This window comes from Candidatus Accumulibacter sp. ACC003 (assembly GCF_907163085.1).
GTDB lineage: Bacteria > Pseudomonadota > Gammaproteobacteria > Burkholderiales > Rhodocyclaceae > Accumulibacter.
The window spans coordinates 335,370-352,880 of the sequence record NZ_CAJQTX010000004.1 but is presented as its reverse complement, the minus strand read 5'-3'; the positions used below and the strand labels follow the sequence as shown (position 1 = coordinate 352,880).

At 64.5% G+C, this 17,511-nt stretch carries 16 protein-coding genes; 6 read left to right on the top strand and 10 right to left on the bottom strand.

What is annotated here, in order from left to right; translation table 11 throughout:
- The first annotated feature begins 48 nt into the window (after window positions 1-48).
- From QZ656_RS08540 to QZ656_RS08530, 3 genes are all read left to right on the top strand, one after another.
- A complete protein-coding gene (locus QZ656_RS08540) occupies window positions 49-858 on the top strand; it encodes a DUF2092 domain-containing protein (protein WP_291992985.1) in 810 nt (269 codons plus the stop codon).
- Window positions 855-1,046 carry a hypothetical protein gene (locus QZ656_RS08535; RefSeq protein WP_291992984.1) on the top strand — a complete coding sequence of 64 codons (192 nt, stop codon included), beginning with the start codon at window positions 855-857 and terminating at the stop codon, window positions 1,044-1,046. Before QZ656_RS08540 ends, QZ656_RS08535 begins: the two co-directional genes overlap by 4 nt.
- Window positions 1,047-1,451: 405 nt before the next feature.
- Entirely contained in the window at window positions 1,452-3,170 is a 1,719-nt protein-coding gene (locus QZ656_RS08530) for a methyl-accepting chemotaxis protein (RefSeq protein ID WP_291992983.1), read from the top strand.
- 48 nt (window positions 3,171-3,218) lie between these two features.
- Here the strand turns inward: QZ656_RS08530 and QZ656_RS08525 are convergent, their stop codons facing one another.
- From QZ656_RS08525 to QZ656_RS08490, 8 genes are read right to left on the bottom strand one after another with little or no spacing between them, the layout of a single operon-like run.
- On the bottom strand, window positions 3,219-3,602 hold the full coding sequence (locus QZ656_RS08525) for a hypothetical protein (protein ID WP_291992982.1): 384 nt from the start codon (window positions 3,600-3,602) through the stop codon (window positions 3,219-3,221).
- Window positions 3,595-5,364, bottom strand: coding sequence for an Hsp70 family protein (locus QZ656_RS08520; protein WP_291992981.1), 1,770 nt, complete (start codon window positions 5,362-5,364; stop codon window positions 3,595-3,597). The genes QZ656_RS08525 and QZ656_RS08520 overlap by 8 nt, the downstream gene beginning before the upstream one ends.
- Window positions 5,361-6,095: a nucleotide exchange factor GrpE gene (grpE, locus tag QZ656_RS08515; protein WP_291992980.1), complete on the bottom strand. Its 735-nt coding sequence runs from the start codon at window positions 6,093-6,095 to the stop codon at window positions 5,361-5,363. The genes QZ656_RS08520 and grpE overlap by 4 nt, the downstream gene beginning before the upstream one ends.
- Window positions 6,092-6,382 (bottom strand): J domain-containing protein, encoded by a 291-nt coding sequence (locus QZ656_RS08510; protein ID WP_291992979.1) that lies wholly within the window; start codon window positions 6,380-6,382, stop codon window positions 6,092-6,094. Before QZ656_RS08510 ends, grpE begins: the two co-directional genes overlap by 4 nt.
- Window positions 6,375-8,879, bottom strand: coding sequence for a hypothetical protein (locus tag QZ656_RS08505; protein WP_291992978.1), 2,505 nt, complete (start codon window positions 8,877-8,879; stop codon window positions 6,375-6,377). Before QZ656_RS08505 ends, QZ656_RS08510 begins: the two co-directional genes overlap by 8 nt.
- Before the next feature lie 33 nt (window positions 8,880-8,912).
- Window positions 8,913-9,677: an arginyltransferase gene (locus tag QZ656_RS08500; protein ID WP_291992977.1), complete on the bottom strand. Its 765-nt coding sequence runs from the start codon at window positions 9,675-9,677 to the stop codon at window positions 8,913-8,915.
- A 3-nt stretch (window positions 9,678-9,680) separates the two neighbouring features.
- Window positions 9,681-10,388, bottom strand: coding sequence for a leucyl/phenylalanyl-tRNA--protein transferase (aat, locus tag QZ656_RS08495; RefSeq protein WP_291992976.1), 708 nt, complete (start codon window positions 10,386-10,388; stop codon window positions 9,681-9,683).
- Entirely contained in the window at window positions 10,385-11,494 is a 1,110-nt protein-coding gene (locus QZ656_RS08490) for an ABC transporter ATP-binding protein (RefSeq protein ID WP_291993227.1), read from the bottom strand. The genes aat and QZ656_RS08490 overlap by 4 nt, the downstream gene beginning before the upstream one ends.
- A 132-nt stretch (window positions 11,495-11,626) precedes the next feature.
- Between QZ656_RS08490 and QZ656_RS08485 the strand changes: the two genes are divergently transcribed.
- Window positions 11,627-13,261: an iron ABC transporter permease gene (locus QZ656_RS08485; protein WP_291992975.1), complete on the top strand. Its 1,635-nt coding sequence runs from the start codon at window positions 11,627-11,629 to the stop codon at window positions 13,259-13,261.
- Window positions 13,262-13,275: 14 nt separating this feature from the next.
- Here the strand turns inward: QZ656_RS08485 and QZ656_RS08480 are convergent, their stop codons facing one another.
- Window positions 13,276-14,271 carry an extracellular solute-binding protein gene (locus tag QZ656_RS08480; RefSeq protein ID WP_291993226.1) on the bottom strand — a complete coding sequence of 332 codons (996 nt, stop codon included), beginning with the start codon at window positions 14,269-14,271 and terminating at the stop codon, window positions 13,276-13,278.
- A 201-nt stretch (window positions 14,272-14,472) separates the two neighbouring features.
- Window positions 14,473-15,045 carry a C40 family peptidase gene (locus QZ656_RS08475; RefSeq protein ID WP_366522132.1) on the bottom strand — a complete coding sequence of 191 codons (573 nt, stop codon included), beginning with the start codon at window positions 15,043-15,045 and terminating at the stop codon, window positions 14,473-14,475.
- A gap of 296 nt (window positions 15,046-15,341) precedes the next feature.
- Here QZ656_RS08475 and QZ656_RS08470 point away from each other — a divergent pair, with 296 nt between their 5' ends.
- A complete protein-coding gene (locus QZ656_RS08470) occupies window positions 15,342-16,337 on the top strand; it encodes an oxidoreductase (protein WP_291992974.1) in 996 nt (331 codons plus the stop codon).
- A gap of 34 nt (window positions 16,338-16,371) precedes the next feature.
- Window positions 16,372-17,505, top strand: a complete 1,134-nt coding sequence (locus QZ656_RS08465; protein ID WP_291992973.1) for a diguanylate cyclase — start codon at window positions 16,372-16,374, stop codon at window positions 17,503-17,505.
- The last annotated feature ends 6 nt before the right edge of the window (window positions 17,506-17,511 follow it).

The following is a 17,511-nucleotide window of genomic DNA, read 5'->3' as shown; positions in this document are numbered from 1 at the left end:
GCTCCCCGTCACGCCCGCGGGATCTCCACTCAGGAAAGGTAGCCCTCAATGAATCCAGACGTACGAAAACCAGTCAATTTCTCAAAACGCAGCCTTCCCGTACTAGCGCTTTCCGTAGCCCTTGCCCTGGGAATATCGACCCGTGCGAACGCCGACGAGGCCGATGCCAAACGATTGCTCAAGGGCATGTCGGATTACCTGGCCGCGCAACAGGCGCTGTCGTTCAGCTACGACGCCACACTCGAAGTAGTCACGCCTGAAGACCAGATTCTCGGGCTGGCGAGTTCGGGCAAGGTCGTCGTCAATCGGCCCGACAAGATTCGCGCAACGCGCGCCGGCGGCTTCGCCGATGTGGCCATGTCCTTCGACGGAAAAACGCTGACCATCCTGGGCAAGAACCTGAATGCCTATACGCAGGTCGAGATACCCGGCTCGATCGATCATCTGGTTGACGTGATGCGCGACAAGTACGACCGCCCCCTGCCCGCCGCAGACCTGCTGCTGACCAATTCCTACGATATGCTGATGGAGGGTGTCGAAGACATCAAGGATCTGGGCAGCGGCGTGATCGGTGGTGTGGAATGTGATTCGCTGGCTTTTCGCAGCAAGGACGTCGATTGGCAGATCTGGATCGCGCATGGCGACAAGCCTTATCCCTGCCGTTATGTGATCACCTCCAAGCGCGTGCCGAATGGCCCGAGTTACGCCATCCAGTTCAGCGACTGGAAGACCGGGAAAGCCGTCAAGGCAGATGGTTTTGCGTTCAAGAATACAAGCAAGGCGACCATGGTCAAGCTTGAAGATCTCAAGGGTACGGGTGACTTGCCCGAACACTTCACCAAAGGAGCAAGCAAATGAGCAAGCTGAAACCAGTTGCAATTTTCGTGATGGCCACGGCGATCATCGTTCTCGGATCTGAAGTCGGCGAGCAACTCGCGCTTCCAGGAATTCACGGCCTCGTCCCGAGCGCCGAAGCGATCGTCGGCCGGCCTCTCACGCCGGTGAGCTACGCCGGCGTCGCCCGGCGCACCGCGCGACGTTACTAAGAAGCTGCAGGGTCATCGCGGCTAGTCTGGCGATGTGATGTCGGGGCGGCGGAAGGTGCGAGCGTGCAGCGCACACTTTTCCTTCCGCCGCCCCGACAGCGATCCCGAATCACCTTCACTCGGCGCGTTCGACGCCGCGCCGACGCTCGACACGCTCGCCACTGCTGACCTCGATCGCGCCAGCATCGACTGCCGCGGGCGGCAAGTCCTGTCGCCCCCAGCCGCAAAAAACCAACACCAGTTCGCGCTAGTGAAGTAGTCGACCGCCGCCCCCAGCGCGGCGAGGCGACCGACCGCGTGCGCCACAGCGCTGGCCGTCATGCCTTCGACACAAGCGACCGCTAGGCTCGTCGAGGACGTCTGCGCGCGAACGCGGGCGCCGACTTTCACGGCCAGGAGGCACAGGTGGACAAGTTTTTCAGCAAACTACGCATCGGCGAGAAGATTGGCATCGGCTTCGCCGTCGTCGGCCTGCTGTTCGTCGGCGTCGTCTGGCAGTACCACCAGACGCTGCAGTCGGTGCTCGGCGACTACCAGCAGTTGCAGAGCTTCGAACTGCGGAAGTCGCTGGCACTCGAAATCGAGATCGAGCTCGCTGCCGTTCGCGATGCCGAAAAACGCTTTCTGATCGAGCACCGGCAGGAAGATGCCGAGGCGACCGAGCAGCGTCTGCAAACGCTGCTCGGCAAGGTGTCAGCGCTGGCTGCCGTCGATCACGACTCGCAGCAAACGGCAGACGCCCTGCAGGGGCTGGTGAGTTCCTACCAGACGAACTTCGCAGCGGTCGCCAAGGCCTGGCGGGTGATGGGTCTGAACGAGGACTCCGGGCTGCAGGGCGCTTTCCGCGACAAGGTCCATCGGCTGCAGGCGCTTTCGGCGGGCTACAACGTCGACCGCCTGTACACGCTGCTCTTGCAGATCCGCCGCAGCGAGAAAGACCTGGCCTTGCGACAGGATCCCGCGTACGGCGAACGCGTTCGCCAGCTGCTCGCCGAGTTGCGTCAACTGGTCGAGACTTCGGAACTGCAGAGTACCGTCAAGCAACAGTTGCTGGTCGATCTGACAACCTATGCCAGGACCTTCGAGCCCTACGCCGAGCGTGCGCTCAAGTCCGGCAATATCGATGGCGGCAAAGGGCCATTCCGTGATGCGGCGCACCACATCGAGGCCACGCTCAACGCTTATCGCGTCGCCAACCTGGAGGCCAGCGTGCTGCAACTGCGGCGGCGCGAAAAGGACTTCCTGCTGCGCGGCGACGAATCCTACCCGCCGATGGTCGTCGACATCGCCGAGAAGATTCGCTCGCAGATCGCCGCCTCGGCGATCGCCGCGGCCGACAAGGCGCTGCTGATCGACCTGCTGCAAGCGTACGAGCGAGACTTCCTGGCGCTGGTGGCACAGAGTTCAAGCATCACGAGGCTGACCCGCGAGATGAACGCAGCCGCTGATCGCGTCGCGCCGCTGGTCAAGCAGAACGTCGATCAGGCCAACCAGATGATGGCCAGCCGGGTCGCTGAAATAAACGCCTCCTCGCAGGAGAGCGCCCACTGGAGCCTGATCGTCATGGGCGGCGCCATCGCGCTGGCGATCGTCTTGGCGCTGGCGATCACCGCGCGCATCGTCCGCCCGGTCCGGCAAATGGCCGGCCTGCTCGACAGCCTGGCCTACGGCAGGCCGAGCAGCCGTGTCCCGACGTACCGCGGTGGCCGTGATGAAATCAACTCGATGGGCGAATCGCTGAACGCACTGGTCGATCACCGAACGACCTTCCTGCTCTGGTGGAAGGAATCGATGGACGAGCTAAGCGCCCGCCGCGAGCTGCTGCGCGCCAGCAGCAACGAAGAGAAAGACGAGGCGTTGCAGGATCTGCGCCGGGCGACAATTGCCAAGCTGCAGCAACTCAACGCCATTCGTGGCCGCCTGCTGCGCCATGGCGAACGCGTACTCGAGGTCTCGCAGCGACTGCAGTCGGCGTCCGGCAGCGTCACCGCCGAAGATCTGAAAGCGCTCGAACATGCAGCCGAGGGAATCGCCACGCTGCTCGACGTGCTGACCAGGGAAGAAGCACCGGCCAATGAAAGCGCACCACCTGCCGGTGCTACGCTGGTAGCGACAAGCGGCTGATGTTCACCACATCGACCACAAGGGATGGCCCGCAGGCGTCGGCGCTGATTATTCCTGAAGCCCCGAGCAATCCAGTTCCAGCAATTCACTATGCCGGTGGCGGGCTGGCTCGGTTACGCCACCGCGCGGTGGCACAACTGACACCCGAGAGTCCTCCGCGGGCGCGGTTCTGGTCGACTGCCGCTCATCGGCCAGGAAGCTCTTGAGCGCGTCGGCCATCCGCAGTCTGTTCAGCGCCAGCGAAGCATCGACGTGCGCCCGGGCCGCCGCCCGGTCGCCGCTTGCCAGCGAACGCAGCGCTTGCTCGAGGCGGCAGCGGCCCTGCACCAGCGCCTGCCGCGCCAGCGAGAAATCACAGCCACAACGCGGACAGACGGCATTCTCGGCCAGGCGCGCGCGACAAGCCTGACAGCGGTCGAGAACTTCAGGCATCGAGGTAGTAGAGCAGATCGGCAAGCGCGTCCATCGCCGACTTGAGTTCGCCTTCGCTGCCGGCCAGGAGATCCTTGACGGCCTCGATGCCATTCACCAAATCTTCCGCGTCTTCGGCACCCGCGCTGGCCAACAGGCGTTCGGCTTTCTCGATCAGCGCACTCGCCTCGATGCGCAGGCGCCGGCCGTCGACGCCATCGCCAGACCCACCGCCTTCTGCGCCGGCGCGCTCTGGCCCCGCGTCCTGATCGTCAAACAGTTCGTCGATGCGCTCGCGGGCAGCGAGCAACTTGTCGCCGGCAAAACGGCCGATGGCGTTGTCGATGGTGATCGAGTGCACCAGACCGCTTTCCTTCTCGCGCGAAGTCACCTGCAGAATGCCGTTCACGTCGAGCGAAAAGGTGGTGATCAGCGGGTTGCCTGCGGGGGCATCGCGTAATCCGGCGATGGTGAAGCGCCCGATCTCGATGTTGTTCAGCGCGTCCGGGTCTTCCCCCTGATAGACATTGACATCTACCCTGGACTGGCCGTCGTAAACGGTACAGAAAGCTTCGCTACGGGAAACGGGAATCGGCGTGTTCTTGCGGATCAGCGGCACAAAGCAATACGGATAGATGTCACCGTTGAACGAACCCATGGCGCTGGTCCCGAAGGTATAGGGCGTGACGTCGACGAGCACCGTCGGCGCCTGCCCGCCGGCGATTACCGCTGCCTGGATGGCCGCGCCCATGGCCACGCAAAGGTCGGGATCGACGTCCGCACGCGGCTGCAGCCCGAGCTCCTGCTCTAGTCGCCGCTGCACCAGCGGCGTTCGCGTCGCGCCGCCGACGAGCAGGATTTCGTTGATCGCGCTGACCGTCAGACCGGCGCCACTCAACGCCACGTGCACCGCCTCTATCGTTTCGGCAACAAATGGTTCGATCATCTCCTCGTATTCATCGCGCGCGATCTCAAGCGAGAGGTGCACCGGCACACCGTCCTTTTCGGCCAGAAACTCCTCGGACAAGGTCGCGTAGGGCTGGTCCGACAGCGTGATCTTGGCCGCTTCAGCGGCGCGCTGCAGGCGAGCCATGGCCACCGCGTTGTCGCGGACATCGATGTCGTGCTTGGTTTGCAGGTGCGCCACGGCAAAGGCGACGAGTTGCAGGTCGAAATCGTCGCCGCCCAGGTGATTGTTGCCGTGACTGGCGAGCACCTCGACGACGGCGCTTTCCAGATTGACCACCGAGACGTCGAAAGTGCCACCGCCAAGGTCATAGACCAGCGCCTTGTGCGCGCCGTGGTGGCAGCTTTCGTAAGCCAGCGCGGCAGCGGTCGGTTCGTTGATGATCCGCATCACCTCGAGGCCGGCAATCTCGCCGGCCTCGCGCGTCGCCTGCCGCTGCGCGTCGGAGAAATACGCCGGCACGGTAATCACCGCTTTGCTCACCGTCGCGCCGATATGCGCCTCGGCAATCTCGCGCAGCCGGCGCAGGATCATCGCCGAAATCTCCTGCGGGCTGTAGTCCTTGCCGGCCATGTGCACCGCCGTGAACTCGCCCATCCGGCGCTTGATCGAGCGCACACTGCGCTCGGGATGCAGAACGTACTGGTTACGCGCCGCTTCGCCGATCAGCAGGCTGCCGTCGTCGGCGACGCCGACGACCGAAGGGAGAATACGGATACCAGGCGCCACCTCGATGACCTCGACGCGCCCGTCACGGACGATTGCCACCTCGGAGTTGGTGGTCCCGAGATCGATGCCGATGATCGTTTCTATCATGTTCTGTTCGCTTTCTTGCTGACTATGACTTCGGCGATACGCAACAGCTCGCCGTCTTGGAAAAATCCGCGCTGGACCTCGCGCAGAACGGTGCCGTCGGCTGCCGCCGCGGCTTCGACACCGAGCACCCGCATGCGCTCGGGATCGATGGCTTCGCCGACCACCCGCATCGGTCGGACGCGATGGCCGGCGAGCAACTCGTCGAGGCGTTGCAGCGTGAGCCGTTGTCCCTCGGCCAGGCTCGCGGCAAGACGCGTCGGGCCAGGAAAGACGCGCGCCAGCAGCGACGGTGGCGGCCGCTGCGCGGCGTCGACGCCACTTTGCAGGCGGTCGCGCAGGTCGAGCAGCGCCAGCAGAAACTGTCGTTCGGTCTGGCGCTGCGCTGCCGCCGCTTGCTCGCGGGCGCGCTCGAGCTCGTGTTGCAGCCGCTCGCTGTGCGCGCGCAGGTCGCCGCCAAAGCATCGCAACTCGTCGAGCGTATTCTTGAACTGCCGCGATTGCAGACGCAGCTCGTTCTTGAGCACCGCCATCTCGCCGAGCAGCGTCGCCAGGTCGACCGCCGGCCGGTCGCCGTCGAACGTTTCGCCGCCTGCTTCATCGGCCGACACGTCATCTGCAGCAGCCAGCCGTGCGAGCTGGTCGAGACACGCGCGGAACTCGTCGACCAGACGCTCTTTATCGTCGGCAGAAAACGCGTTCGGGACTGGCGACGGTGCCATCATTGGCGTCATTTCGCCCCCAGAACGCGCAGCAAACGCCGCTCGCTGGGCAGCTGCGGAACGAAATCACTGCTGATGACGCTCAGCACGTCATCGACAGTCGGCGGCGAACAGTCGAAGAGCTGGTGCGCGAGGCGTCGGCGCTGATCCGAAATCGCTTCGTAGGCCGCACGAACGCTTTCGAAACGCGCGCGGTCGCGTTCGGGCGGCGATTCGCGGACCGCCGTCAGATAAGCGCTGCGAATCGTCTCATCGCTGGCACCGACTTCGACGCCAAGGACGCGGTAGGGGTCAATCATCGAACAGATCTTTCTGCCGGTCGTCGTGGACCGGCGGCACGGGCGGTTTTGGCGGCTGGCGAGGACGCGGCGCCGGTGGCGGCAAGGCGTCCAGCGGAGCCGCGCCGAGCGACTGCTCCATACTCTCGACGACGGCGTCGATCAACAAGCGCGCCAGTCTCTTGCGGTTACCGCCAGCGGCGCGCGCAAATTGCCGGAACTCGCCGTCGGAGAAGCCCTCGCGAAGCGTGCGGATCACTTCCTCTTCGCCGCCGACCTGAAGCATCATTTCCAGCGCCGTGCGCGGATTGCGCAGCGCCTCGCCAGAGTCGGTAAAGATGTCCTCGAGGCCGCCAAAACCACCAAAGTCGTCAGGCGCACCGCCGTCGAAGGTCGCCGGCGGGCTCAGTAGCTCGTGGATGCGCAGCGCGGTCCGTTGATCACCCGCGTCGAGTGCCTCGTCGTGGGCGCGCTCGAGAGCCCTTCCTTCACGATCGGAGATGACGAAACACGCCCGCGAACCATGCCTGGCGAAGGTCGTGAAATAGACGAAGATCGGCCGCGCCGGCCAGCGCTTCAAGCCGACGTCGGCAAACGCCTGCAGCAGGGAGCGCTCGTCGCGGCGCAGCAGCGCTTCGCAGATGGCAATCGCTTCGGCTTCGCTGAAGTCATTGGCCGCCGCGCGGCGTAGCGGCGCGCGCAGCGAGTCGAGCACCCGCGGCAGCAGCCGCGCGCCGTCTTCGTCGAGCGCGTTCAGTGCGTGCGCCACGGCGACGACTTCACGCGTCGTCGGTTTGCCCGACAGATCGATGCCGGCACGACGCAAGCTCGCCGGCGCCGGGCTATCGACGCGGACGCACTCCAGCAAGACGTGAAAAGCGGCCAGCAGATTGCCGCCGAGCTCAGCGAGTTCGCCGGCGGCGTCGCAGAGCAGCGCCGTCGCCGGCTGATCGTCGGCACTCAGGCCGCGCAACAGCTTGACGACGCTGCGCTCGCTCGCGGAAGTGAGCCACTGCGCGGCGAGATCGAGTTCCTTGGCGGCGGCATCGCGTCGGCGCGCGCGGATCTGTTTGCGCGCGTGTGAAAGATGCGCCTGCCCGATCAGCGCGCGCACCCGCGAATTGATCGGGTCGAGTTCGAGCACGCGCTTGGCCAGGCCCACCGCTTTCTTGAAGGCATTGCCGGCCAGCGCGACCTCGACGGCCTCGAGAAGAACCGCCGCATCGTTGGCAAAACGTTCCAGCGCGCGCTCGACAATTGCCCTTGCCGCCTTGAGCTCGCGCGTCTGGCGGTAAATCCTGCTCAGCTTCAGGTAGGTCGCCACGTCGTCGGGGTCGAGCGCCAGACTGCGATAAAGCCAGGAAACGCACTCTTCGTCGCCACTGGCAAGGTCGCCGTCGCCGACGATCAGTTCAAACAGATGACGCAGGACCAGCGCCGCCGGCAGCGGCGGCAGTAAATCGGCGGCACGCAGCCACTGCGCCTCGGCACGTCGCAGATCGTTGTGAAGTTCGGCGGCCAGCGCCGCGCTGCACACGCGCGCGCCCTCGTCCAGCGCCGCAAAAGCGCCATGGTATGCGGCGATGCGTGCGTCGGCGTACGGCAACAGCCGTAGGCAAAGAGTCGCCGCCGGCGCCGACAAGCCGCCCTTGCGCCGCAGCAGCAGTTCGACGACCTTGGCCGGCGCCGGCAAGCTACCGAGCCTGGCCAGGTCGAAGAGCAGCGAACGACCATCTTCCGGGCAGCCCTTGAGATCGAGCAGCAATTGCCGCCCGTCTTCGTCGAGCGTGTGCAGGGCGGCGAGCCAACGACCATCGGGAACGATGGCGGCGCGAACGACTTTGGCGAGCGCTTCAAAAGGACCGCCAACGACCACCCGGGCGATCAGCTCGGCAGCCTGCGCCGGGTCACTGCCGAGCAGCGCCAGCGACTTCAGGAGGAAACGAAGGTCGCGATACGGCGAACGGAAAGGTATCGCGCGCAAATGCTCGTCGAGTTCGGCGTGATCACCCCGGCAGCAAGCGGCGATGGCCGCCAGGGCGTTCGCCCGATGGCGCAACAAGGGACTGTTGGCAGTGAGCAGCGCCAAGTCACTGTCGGGCGACGTCAACACCACCGCCGCCAAAGCCGTTTCCAGCTCGGCCGCCGCGGTCGCCGATAGTCCATCAGTGGTGCTCAGCAAGCGCAGCGCGGCGGCGTGTTCGCCGGCGCGCAGAAGCCAGTCGAGGTAGGGCCCTTCGAGGAGCGGCCGAGCGCACAGCGTGGCGCGATTGCGCCAGACCACCAGCGCCTCGGGAAACATCCCCTTGGCGGCCAGCTCTGCGGCGCGACCCGCATAGCTGTCGGCCAGGCCATCGAGCCACTCGCCGCGGCGCTCCTGCTTGAGCAGGGCTTTGTGGAGTTCTATCGCCTCGCGATAGTGAGCCGCGTCAAGCGCCTGTCTGGCGCGCACCTCGGGGGAAAGCGGGGCAGCGCCAGGCGCCGAGCGCGTAGCGGTCGTTCTTTTCTTGCTGGACATGTACGCAGGTCGGTGTGGAGCAAAGCAGACATTCTATCGGGAAAACGCGCCGGACTGTGCCGCGAGATGCTCTCGCAGATCGCTCCACTGTCCGTCGATCAGCCCCTCGATGGCCTTGAAGTTGGCCTTGTAAGCCATTTTCCGGCTGGCGCCGATCCAGTAGCCCAGATACAGATAAGGCAGGCCGTTGGCCGCGCACTGAGCGATCTGCCAGATGATGTTGTAGGTCCCGAAGCTGGCCGACTGCAGTTCGGGATCGTAGAAGGTGTAGACCGAAGACAGGCCGTCGTTGAGCACGTCCAGGATACTCACCATGCGCAGCACGCCGTCCTCGGTGAATTCGACCAGGCGGGTGTCCACGCGACTCTGCAACAGGAAATTCGCGTACTGGTCGTGGCTGTCCTGATCCATGCCGCCGCCAGCATGGCGGGCCGACTGGTAGCGCAGGTAGAGCTGATAGTGCTCGTCGCTGAAGCGCAGCGGCATTTCGCGCGCTTGCAGCGCGGCGTGCATGCCGACGCTACGGCGCTGGCTGCGGTTGGGCGCAAAAGCCTTGACCGGGATCCGCACCGGCACGCAGGCCTGGCAGTCGTCGCACTTCGGACGGTAGGTAAACAGGCCACTGCGTCGGAAGCCGCTGCGAACGAGTTCGCCGTAGACCTCGGTGCCAATCAGGTGGCTTGGTGCGGCGACCTGCGAACGCGCACGCTCGCCGGCCAGGTAGCTGCAGGCGTAGGGCGCCGTGGCGTAGAACTGCAGCAGCGAGAAGGGCAGCTCGGAGTCGTTGAGTCGCGCCATTGGCTAGGTCCAGGGTTGGCTGGCGCCGTCGATGGGCCAGCGGCCAGGCTGCCAGGCGACCGCGACCAGGACATGCAGGCGGTCGATGAAAACAGCGCGAGGAATCTCTCGCGCTCCCAGAGACGCCAGGTGCGGCGTACTCATCTGGCAATCTATCATGCCGTAGCCCTCGCCTTCAAGGAAGCGTGCGAGATGCGCCGCGGCGACCTTGGAGGCGTCGCTGACCCGCGAGAACATCGATTCGCCGTAGAACATGCGGCCGATGGCCAGGCCGTAGAGACCACCGACCAGCCGGCCATCAAGCCAGGTCTCCACCGAGTGGGCGAATCCCAGCTGCGCCAGCTGCCAGTAGGCACGCTGGATGTCGCCGACGATCCAGGTGCCGTCCTGGCCGGCGCGTGGCACTTCGGCGCAGGCCCGGACAACCGCCGGGAAATCACGGTCCAGCGTCACCTGCCAGCGGCCGGCGCGCAAGCAGCGGCGCAAGGAGCGCGAGATGCGGAATTCGGCTGGATCGAGGACCATGCGCGGGTCCGGACTCCACCAGAGGATTGGCTCGCCGTCCGAATACCAGGGGAAAATGCCGTGCTGGTAGGCATCGAGCAGCCGTTGCGGCGACAAGTCGCCGCCCGCACAGAGCAGGCCATTCGGCTCGAGCAGCGCGCTATCGAGCGCCGGGAAGCGTTCCTTGCCTTCGAGCCAGGGAATCATCGCTGGAACTGGATGGCCTGGCCGTTCGCCGGAAAAGCGCGGGTCGGCGTCTTGAAGGCGACGACATGGTCGACGTCGAGCCGGATACCGATTTTCTCGCCAAGCGCGTGATTGTGATGCGAGGGGACCAGCGACAGGACTTCGACACCGCTCTCGAGGCGCAGCGTATAGAGGATCTCGGCACCGCGAAAGGCCTTGTGCCGGACCTCGGCCAACAGCTCGCTGGCATCGTCGTGGATGATATCGTCGGGGCGCAGCAGCACTTCGACGCCACAACCGCGTCCGCAATCATCGCAACCCAGGCTGCATTCGAGCGGCAAACGCGACTCGAGGACGCCCAGTTCGACCTCGACGCGGCTGTCGTCAATCACCATGCCGGCGACGAAAACACCCTGGCCGACGAAATCGGCGACAAAACGGTTCGCCGGCTGATGGTACAAGCGGTACGGGCTATCCCATTGCTGGATGACTCCGGCGGCCATGACACCGACTTCGTCGGCCATGGCAAAGGCTTCGTTCTGATCGTGGGTGACCAGCACGGCGGTGATGTTCTGACTCTTCAGGATCTCGCGCACTTCCAGCGACAGGCGTTCGCGCAGACCGACGTCGAGGTTGGAGAAGGGTTCGTCGAGCAGCAGCAGCTGCGGCTGCGGCGCCAGAGCGCGCGCCAACGCGACGCGTTGTTGCTGGCCGCCCGACAGTTCGTGCGGATATTTGCCGCCCTGACCAGCGAGACCAACGGTGCTCAGCAAGTCGGCGACGCGTTGGCGCCGTTCGCCGGCGGCGAGCGCCGCCAGACCAAAACCGACGTTGGCGGCGACGCTGAGGTGCGGAAACAGGGCATAGTCCTGAAAAACCATGCCAATCTGTCTCTTTTCCGGCGGCACGCGCCAACCGGCGCGACTGACGCTCCGGCCGCCGACGCGAATCTCACCGGCGGCAATCTCCTCGAAACCGGCAATGCAGCGCAGCAGCGTCGTCTTGCCACAGCCGGATGGCCCAAGCAGGCAAGCGATGCTGCCCGTTGCGACGCGAAAGTCGACGCCATCGACGACGGTGTGCGATCCGTAACGCTGAACGATTCCTGCGAGTTCGAGGTGGGCCATCAATGCCTGGTCGTCGGGTGCTGCCATTGAAGAGATCGGCTGGCGCCTGCCGCGGCGGCGCGCACGCCGTCAAGCCGGGAAGATCGAACAAGGGTGCTTGTCAATTATAATTCTCATTTAGCCGATTGAACCATGACCCGCTCGCACCTCAATCCCCTGCTCCTGGTTGCCGCCGCCGTCGCCGCGCTGGTCAGCCTGCCGGTCGTCAGTGTTCTGGCGAACATCTTCAGCGGCGGTACCGGCGCGACCTGGTCGCATCTGGCGGCGACGGTCCTGCCGGAATACGTCGCCAATACTCTGGTACTGTGCCTGAGCGTCGGTCTCGGAGTGATCGTCGTCGGCGTCGCCACGGCGTGGCTGACGAGCATGCACGATTTTCCCGGACGACGCTTCTTCGAGTGGGCGCTGGTCTTGCCACTGGCGATGCCGGCTTACGTCCTGGCCTATGTCTACACCGACTTTCTGCAGTTCGTCGGCCCGCTGCAGAGCTTGCTGCGCGAGTCCTTTGGCTGGAGCAAGGGCGACTACTGGTTTCCGGAAGTGCGCAGCCTCGGCGGTGCGGTGAGCATGTTCATCTTCGTCCTCTATCCGTACGTTTACCTACTGACCCGCACGGCTTTCCTGGAGCGTGCCAGCGGCATGCTGGAAGCGTCGCGAACGCTCGGTCTCGGACCCTGGCGCAGCTTCTTCCGCGTCTCGCTGCCGCTGGCCCGGCCAGCCGTCGCGGCCGGTACCGCGCTGGCGCTGATGGAGACACTCGCCGATTACGGGACGGTTTCGTACTTCGCCGTACAGACCTTCACCACCGGCATCTACCGCGCCTGGTTCTCGCTTGGTGATCGCATCGCCGCCGCCCAGCTGGCCGCGGCGCTGCTGCTCTTCGTGATGCTCCTGCTGTTGATCGAGCGCAGCTCACGCAAGCGGTCGCGTTTTCATGACACCACCGGCCGCCACCGCCAGCGCACTGGCCAGCTCTTGCCGGGCTGGCGTGGCTGGCTGGCGAGCGCGCTCTGTGCGCTGCCGCTGAGCATTGGTTTCGTGCTGCCGGCCTACCTCTTGCTGCGGCTGGCACTGGCCGACGGGCAGGCGCGCTTTGGCGAGCATTTCTTCCAGATGGTCCGCAACAGCTTCCTGCTGGCCGGCCTGACGGCGACCATTGCCGTCGCCCTGGCGGTCCTGCTCGCCTATGGCGCGCGCTTGTCGAAAGGGCTACCGGCGCGAGCGCTGAACCGCCTGGTCGGTCTCGGTTACGCGGTCCCCGGTTCGGTGATCGCCGTTGGCGTCCTGATTCCGGTCAGCCGCCTCGATATCTGGCTGGCCGATCAATGGCAGGCGTTCTTTGGTGTCAACCCGGGCCTGCTGATCACCGGCGGCATCGCCGCGCTGGTCTATGCCTATCTGGTACGCTTCCTGGCCGTCGCCTTGCAGGCGGTGAGCACCAGCCTGGCCAAGGTCACGCCAAACATGGACGATGCGGCGCGTAGCCTGGGCCTCGGGCAAGCCGCGACGCTACGCCGGGTGCACCTGCCGATCGTTCGCAGCAGCTTGTTTACCGCCGGCCTGCTGGTTTTCGTGGACGTGATGAAGGAATTACCGGCGACGCTGGTGATGCGCCCTTTCGACTTCGACACGCTGGCGACGCAGGCCTATACGCTTGCTTCGGACGAACGGCTAGGCGAAGCGGCCAGCGCGTCGCTGGCCATCGTCGTCGTCGGACTGCTGCCGCTGATCGCCTTGTCGCAGCAGATTTCGCGGCGGCGCCGCTGACGACGGCGCGCTGATCAGCGGTAGCCGACCTGGTCGAAAATGATCTGCGCCTTGGCGCGATACATCGCCAGTGAAGCCACCGGCAGCTGGTCGGCCTTGAACTTGCCGAGCGCCGTCAGCGCCGGATTGTCGATCTTGATCCCGGCGACCACCGGCCACTCGTTGTTGCCGTCGGCAAAATAGCGCTGCGCCTGGTCGCTGGCCAGATACTCGAGGAACTTGAGCGCCGCGTCCTTGTGCGGCGCGTGCTTGAGAACGCCGCCACCCGAGACGTTGATGTGGGCGCCGTAACTTTGCTGATCGGGCCAGACGATGCCGATCTTGTCGATCGCCTGGCGGTCTTCGGGCTTGTCCGAACGCATCAGGCGCGCCAGATAGTAGGTATTGGCCACCGCAACCGCACATTCACCGGCGGCAACGGCGCGAATCTGATCGGTGTCGCCGCCCTTTGGCGTGCGCGCAAAGTTGGCCACGACGCCCTTCGCCCATTGCTCGGCCCTGGCCTCGCCCTGGTGAGCGATGATTGAAGCCATCAGCGACAGGTTGTAGGGATGCGAGCCCGAGCGCGAGCAGATCTTCCCTTGCAGTCGCGGATTGGCCAGATCGTCGTAGGTCTGCACGTCGTCGGCCTTGACGACACCCTTCGCGTAAATGATGACGCGCGCGCGCGTCGAGAAAGAGAACCAGTCGCTGGTTCGCAAGTTCGCCGGAATGCGCTTTTCGAGAAGCGCCGAAGTGACCGGGGCAAAAAGCCCCAGCTCGTGCGCCGCCGACAGGCGCGCGGCGTCGACGGTCAGCAGGACATCGGCCGGGCTGTACGCGCCCTCGTTCCGGATCCGCTCGAGCAGCTCGTCTTCCTTGCCCTCGATGCGCTTGATCTTGATGCCGGTGTGCTTCGTGAAGCCTTCGTAGAGCGCTTCGTCGGTCTGGTAGTGGCGAGCCGAATAGAGATTCAGGACCTGCTCCTCGGCCTGTAGATTGGTCACTGAAACAGCCCCGAGAGCGAGCATCGCGAGGGTCAATAAGGAGCGTGAAAAGAGCGCCTTCATGGTCATGCCTCCGGTTTGTCAAATGAGAATAACTATCGTTAAGGACAAATCATAGCAAGCGCTCATACCCATGTAAATGCGAATCGTTCTTGACGAGAGGCAAAAAAAAACGACGCGCCGCGTCGTTTTCAGATACTGCCGGGAGCTATTTCGGCGCTGTGCTCAGCGCGCCAGCAAGCGGCGGGCGCCGTTGTAGCGACTGATCCAGTAACTCTGCCGCATATCGTCGATACGAACTTCGGCGCCGGTGCGCGGCGCGTGCATGAAGCGGTTGTCGCCCAGATAGATCCCGACATGCGAAAAAGTTCGGCGCATGGTGTTGAAGAAAACGAGGTCACCGGCCTTCAGTTCGTTGACGGCGACGACCGCACCGACCTCGCTCTGCTCCCTGGCTGTGCGCGGCAGCAACACGCCGATCGCATCCTTGAATACCAGCTGCACAAAACCACTGCAGTCGAGGCCGGAATCCGGATCGGTACCGCCGCGGCGATAGTTGATACCGATCAGTTCGAGGCCCTTGAGGATCAGATCCTGCGCGTTGTTGCTATAACGTGCGAAGAGCGAAGGGCTGTCGATCGGCCCTTCCTGCTCATCGGCGTGGGCCAGACCAACACCTGAGAGCGCAATCAGGGCAGCCGCGAGAAGTGATACGAGGGAGTGTTTTCTAGACATGGAGACGGAATTTATGTGAAAAATGTCACACTGTAAACCCCGAAGGCGCCTAACGGTGTTCAAGAAACGGTCTCAAGACAAGACCGCAAGCCCCTAAATTAACGGCGGTACCCGACGTAAAAGCGGCTTCGCGCCAGGGCTGTAGGGCCGCTGCAATGACAGGAACAAACGCGGTATATTTGCTGTCCTGCGCCTCCGGGCATCAAAAATCGTGATCCCGAACGCCAACAATTAGCGCCGCTCACAACTTTTTTTGCAGCCGGGACCCACCGGCTTTGTGTTTATAATCTTCGGCTGTTCATGGCACCGCAGCGTCTCCTGCTGCCGACGCTGCCATCGTCATCGCAAAAGGAGCATGCATGGGTCCGTTCAAGGCGTATCTGATTGATCAAGACGAAGGCCAGACGCGCGCTGACTTCGTCAGCATGGACCCGTCGCAACTCGACACCGGCGAGCTGACGATCAAGGTCGCTTACTCCAGCGTCAACTTCAAGGATGCCCTGGCGGCCAGCGGCGCGGGCCGCATCATCCGTCGTTTCCCATGTGTCGGAGGTGTCGATCTGTCGGGAACCGTCGCAGCCAGCAGCGACCCCCGCTTCCAGGCGGGTGACGCGGTGATCGCCACCAGCTTCGACATCGGCGTCGCGCACCACGGTGGCTACGCCGAATACGCCAGGATACCGGCCGAATGGGTCATCCCCCTGCCCGCCGGCCTGTCGCTGTACGAAGCGATGGCCATCGGCACGGCGGGTTTTACCGCCGCGCTGGCCGTCGTCCGGATGGAGGAGAACGGTCTCGAGCCGAGCAAAGGTCCGCTGATCGTCACCGGTGCCAGCGGTGGCGTCGGCAGTCTGGCGATCGATATGCTGGCCAGACGTGGCTATCAGGTCAGCGCGCTGACCGGCAAGGAAAGCGAAACCGATTACCTGCTGGGACTCGGTGCAGCGCAGGTGCTCTTGCGGTCGTCGCTCGATCTGTCGCGCATCCGGCCGCTCGACAAGACGCTCTGGGCCGGCGCCGTCGACAACCTTGGCGGGGACGTGCTGGCGTGGATCGCCAGCACCATGAAGCAGGGTGGAACGATCGCCAGCATCGGCCTGGCGGCCAGCGCCTCGCTCAACACCACGGTAATGCCCTTCATCCTGCGCGGCGCCTGCCTGCTCGGCATCGATTCAGGCTACATTGGCGAACCCTACCGCAGCGGCATCTGGCAACGGCTGGCGAGCGACCTGCGTCCGCAACATCTGCAGACGATGACCCGCTGCATCGCCTTCGACGACTTGCCGGGAGTCTTTGACGACTATCTCCAGGGTAGAGCGCACGGCCGGGTGGTGGTCGCCATTGCCGCGGCCTGAGTCAGCTCGCGGCTGACCGGGACGGCGAGACTCGATGGACGACGCGCCGCAGCGGCCTCGCATCCTGATTGCCGATGAATCGCGAAGCACGCGCGCGGCGATCATCGAGCGCATTCGCGAAAACTACGATTTTCGTGAAGAAGTCAATGCCGAAGGCGCCTGGCAGGCGCTGGTCATCGACCATTCGATCCAGCTGCTGATCTGTCCCTTGTCGATGTCGATGCCGCTGCTCGACAGTGACGCCCTGCTGCCGCGGGTGCGCTCGTCGCGGCTGGCGCGCCTGCGGCAGATGCCGGTGCTGATGATCGCCGACGACGACAAGGATAGCCAGCCAGCCAGGGAACGCGCCCGGGTGCTTGGCGCCAGCGACTTCATCGGCAGCGGCATTGCGGCCAGCGAACTCCTGACGCGCATCGATTCGCTGCTGCAACTGGCGAAGGCGCAGAACGAGCTGCGCGACAACCCGGAGCGTGACTCCCTGCACCCCGACACCGGCCTGCCGACGCGCCAGCGCCTCGAAGTGCAGGCGGCGCAGGCGATCTCGTATGCGCTACGGCACGACGCTCCGGTGAGCATCCTGGTGATGGGCTTCGACCGCTTCGACGCACTGCGCGAGGAACACGGCGACGATCTGGCGAAACAATTGCACCAGCGCTTTGCGACCATGCTCGGCAACAAGGTGCGCCAGGAAGACAGCCTCTGTCATTATTCCGGCAACGATCTGGCGGTGGTCTCGCCGGGAACGCCCTACCCGGCTTGCGAGTCCTTCGCCAACCGCCTGCGCGAGGCTTTCGCCGTCGCCAATATCGCCGTACGCGGGCAACGCCTGAATCTCTCGGTCAGCGTCGGGGTAGCAAACACGCCGGTAGATCAGTTAAGCTCCGCAGCGTCCCTGCTCGGACTCGCCGCGGAACGTCTGATGGCCGCGCAGCGCGCTGGCGGCAACCGCGTCGTGGCCTGTGGCGCCAAACCGGCGAAGGAAGTGCCGACGCCGCGGCTCAGCCACGCCATCGACCTGATCAAGGCCGGACACGAGAGCGCGGTTATCCCGCACCTCGGCAAGCTCGGCAAGGAAATACTGCCCTTTCTCGAGTTGCTGGAAAGGGAGTTGAAGTTGGGTCTGCCTTTGGCAGAAATCCGAAAAAGGACGCTTGACCGGGAGCACTAGAACCAA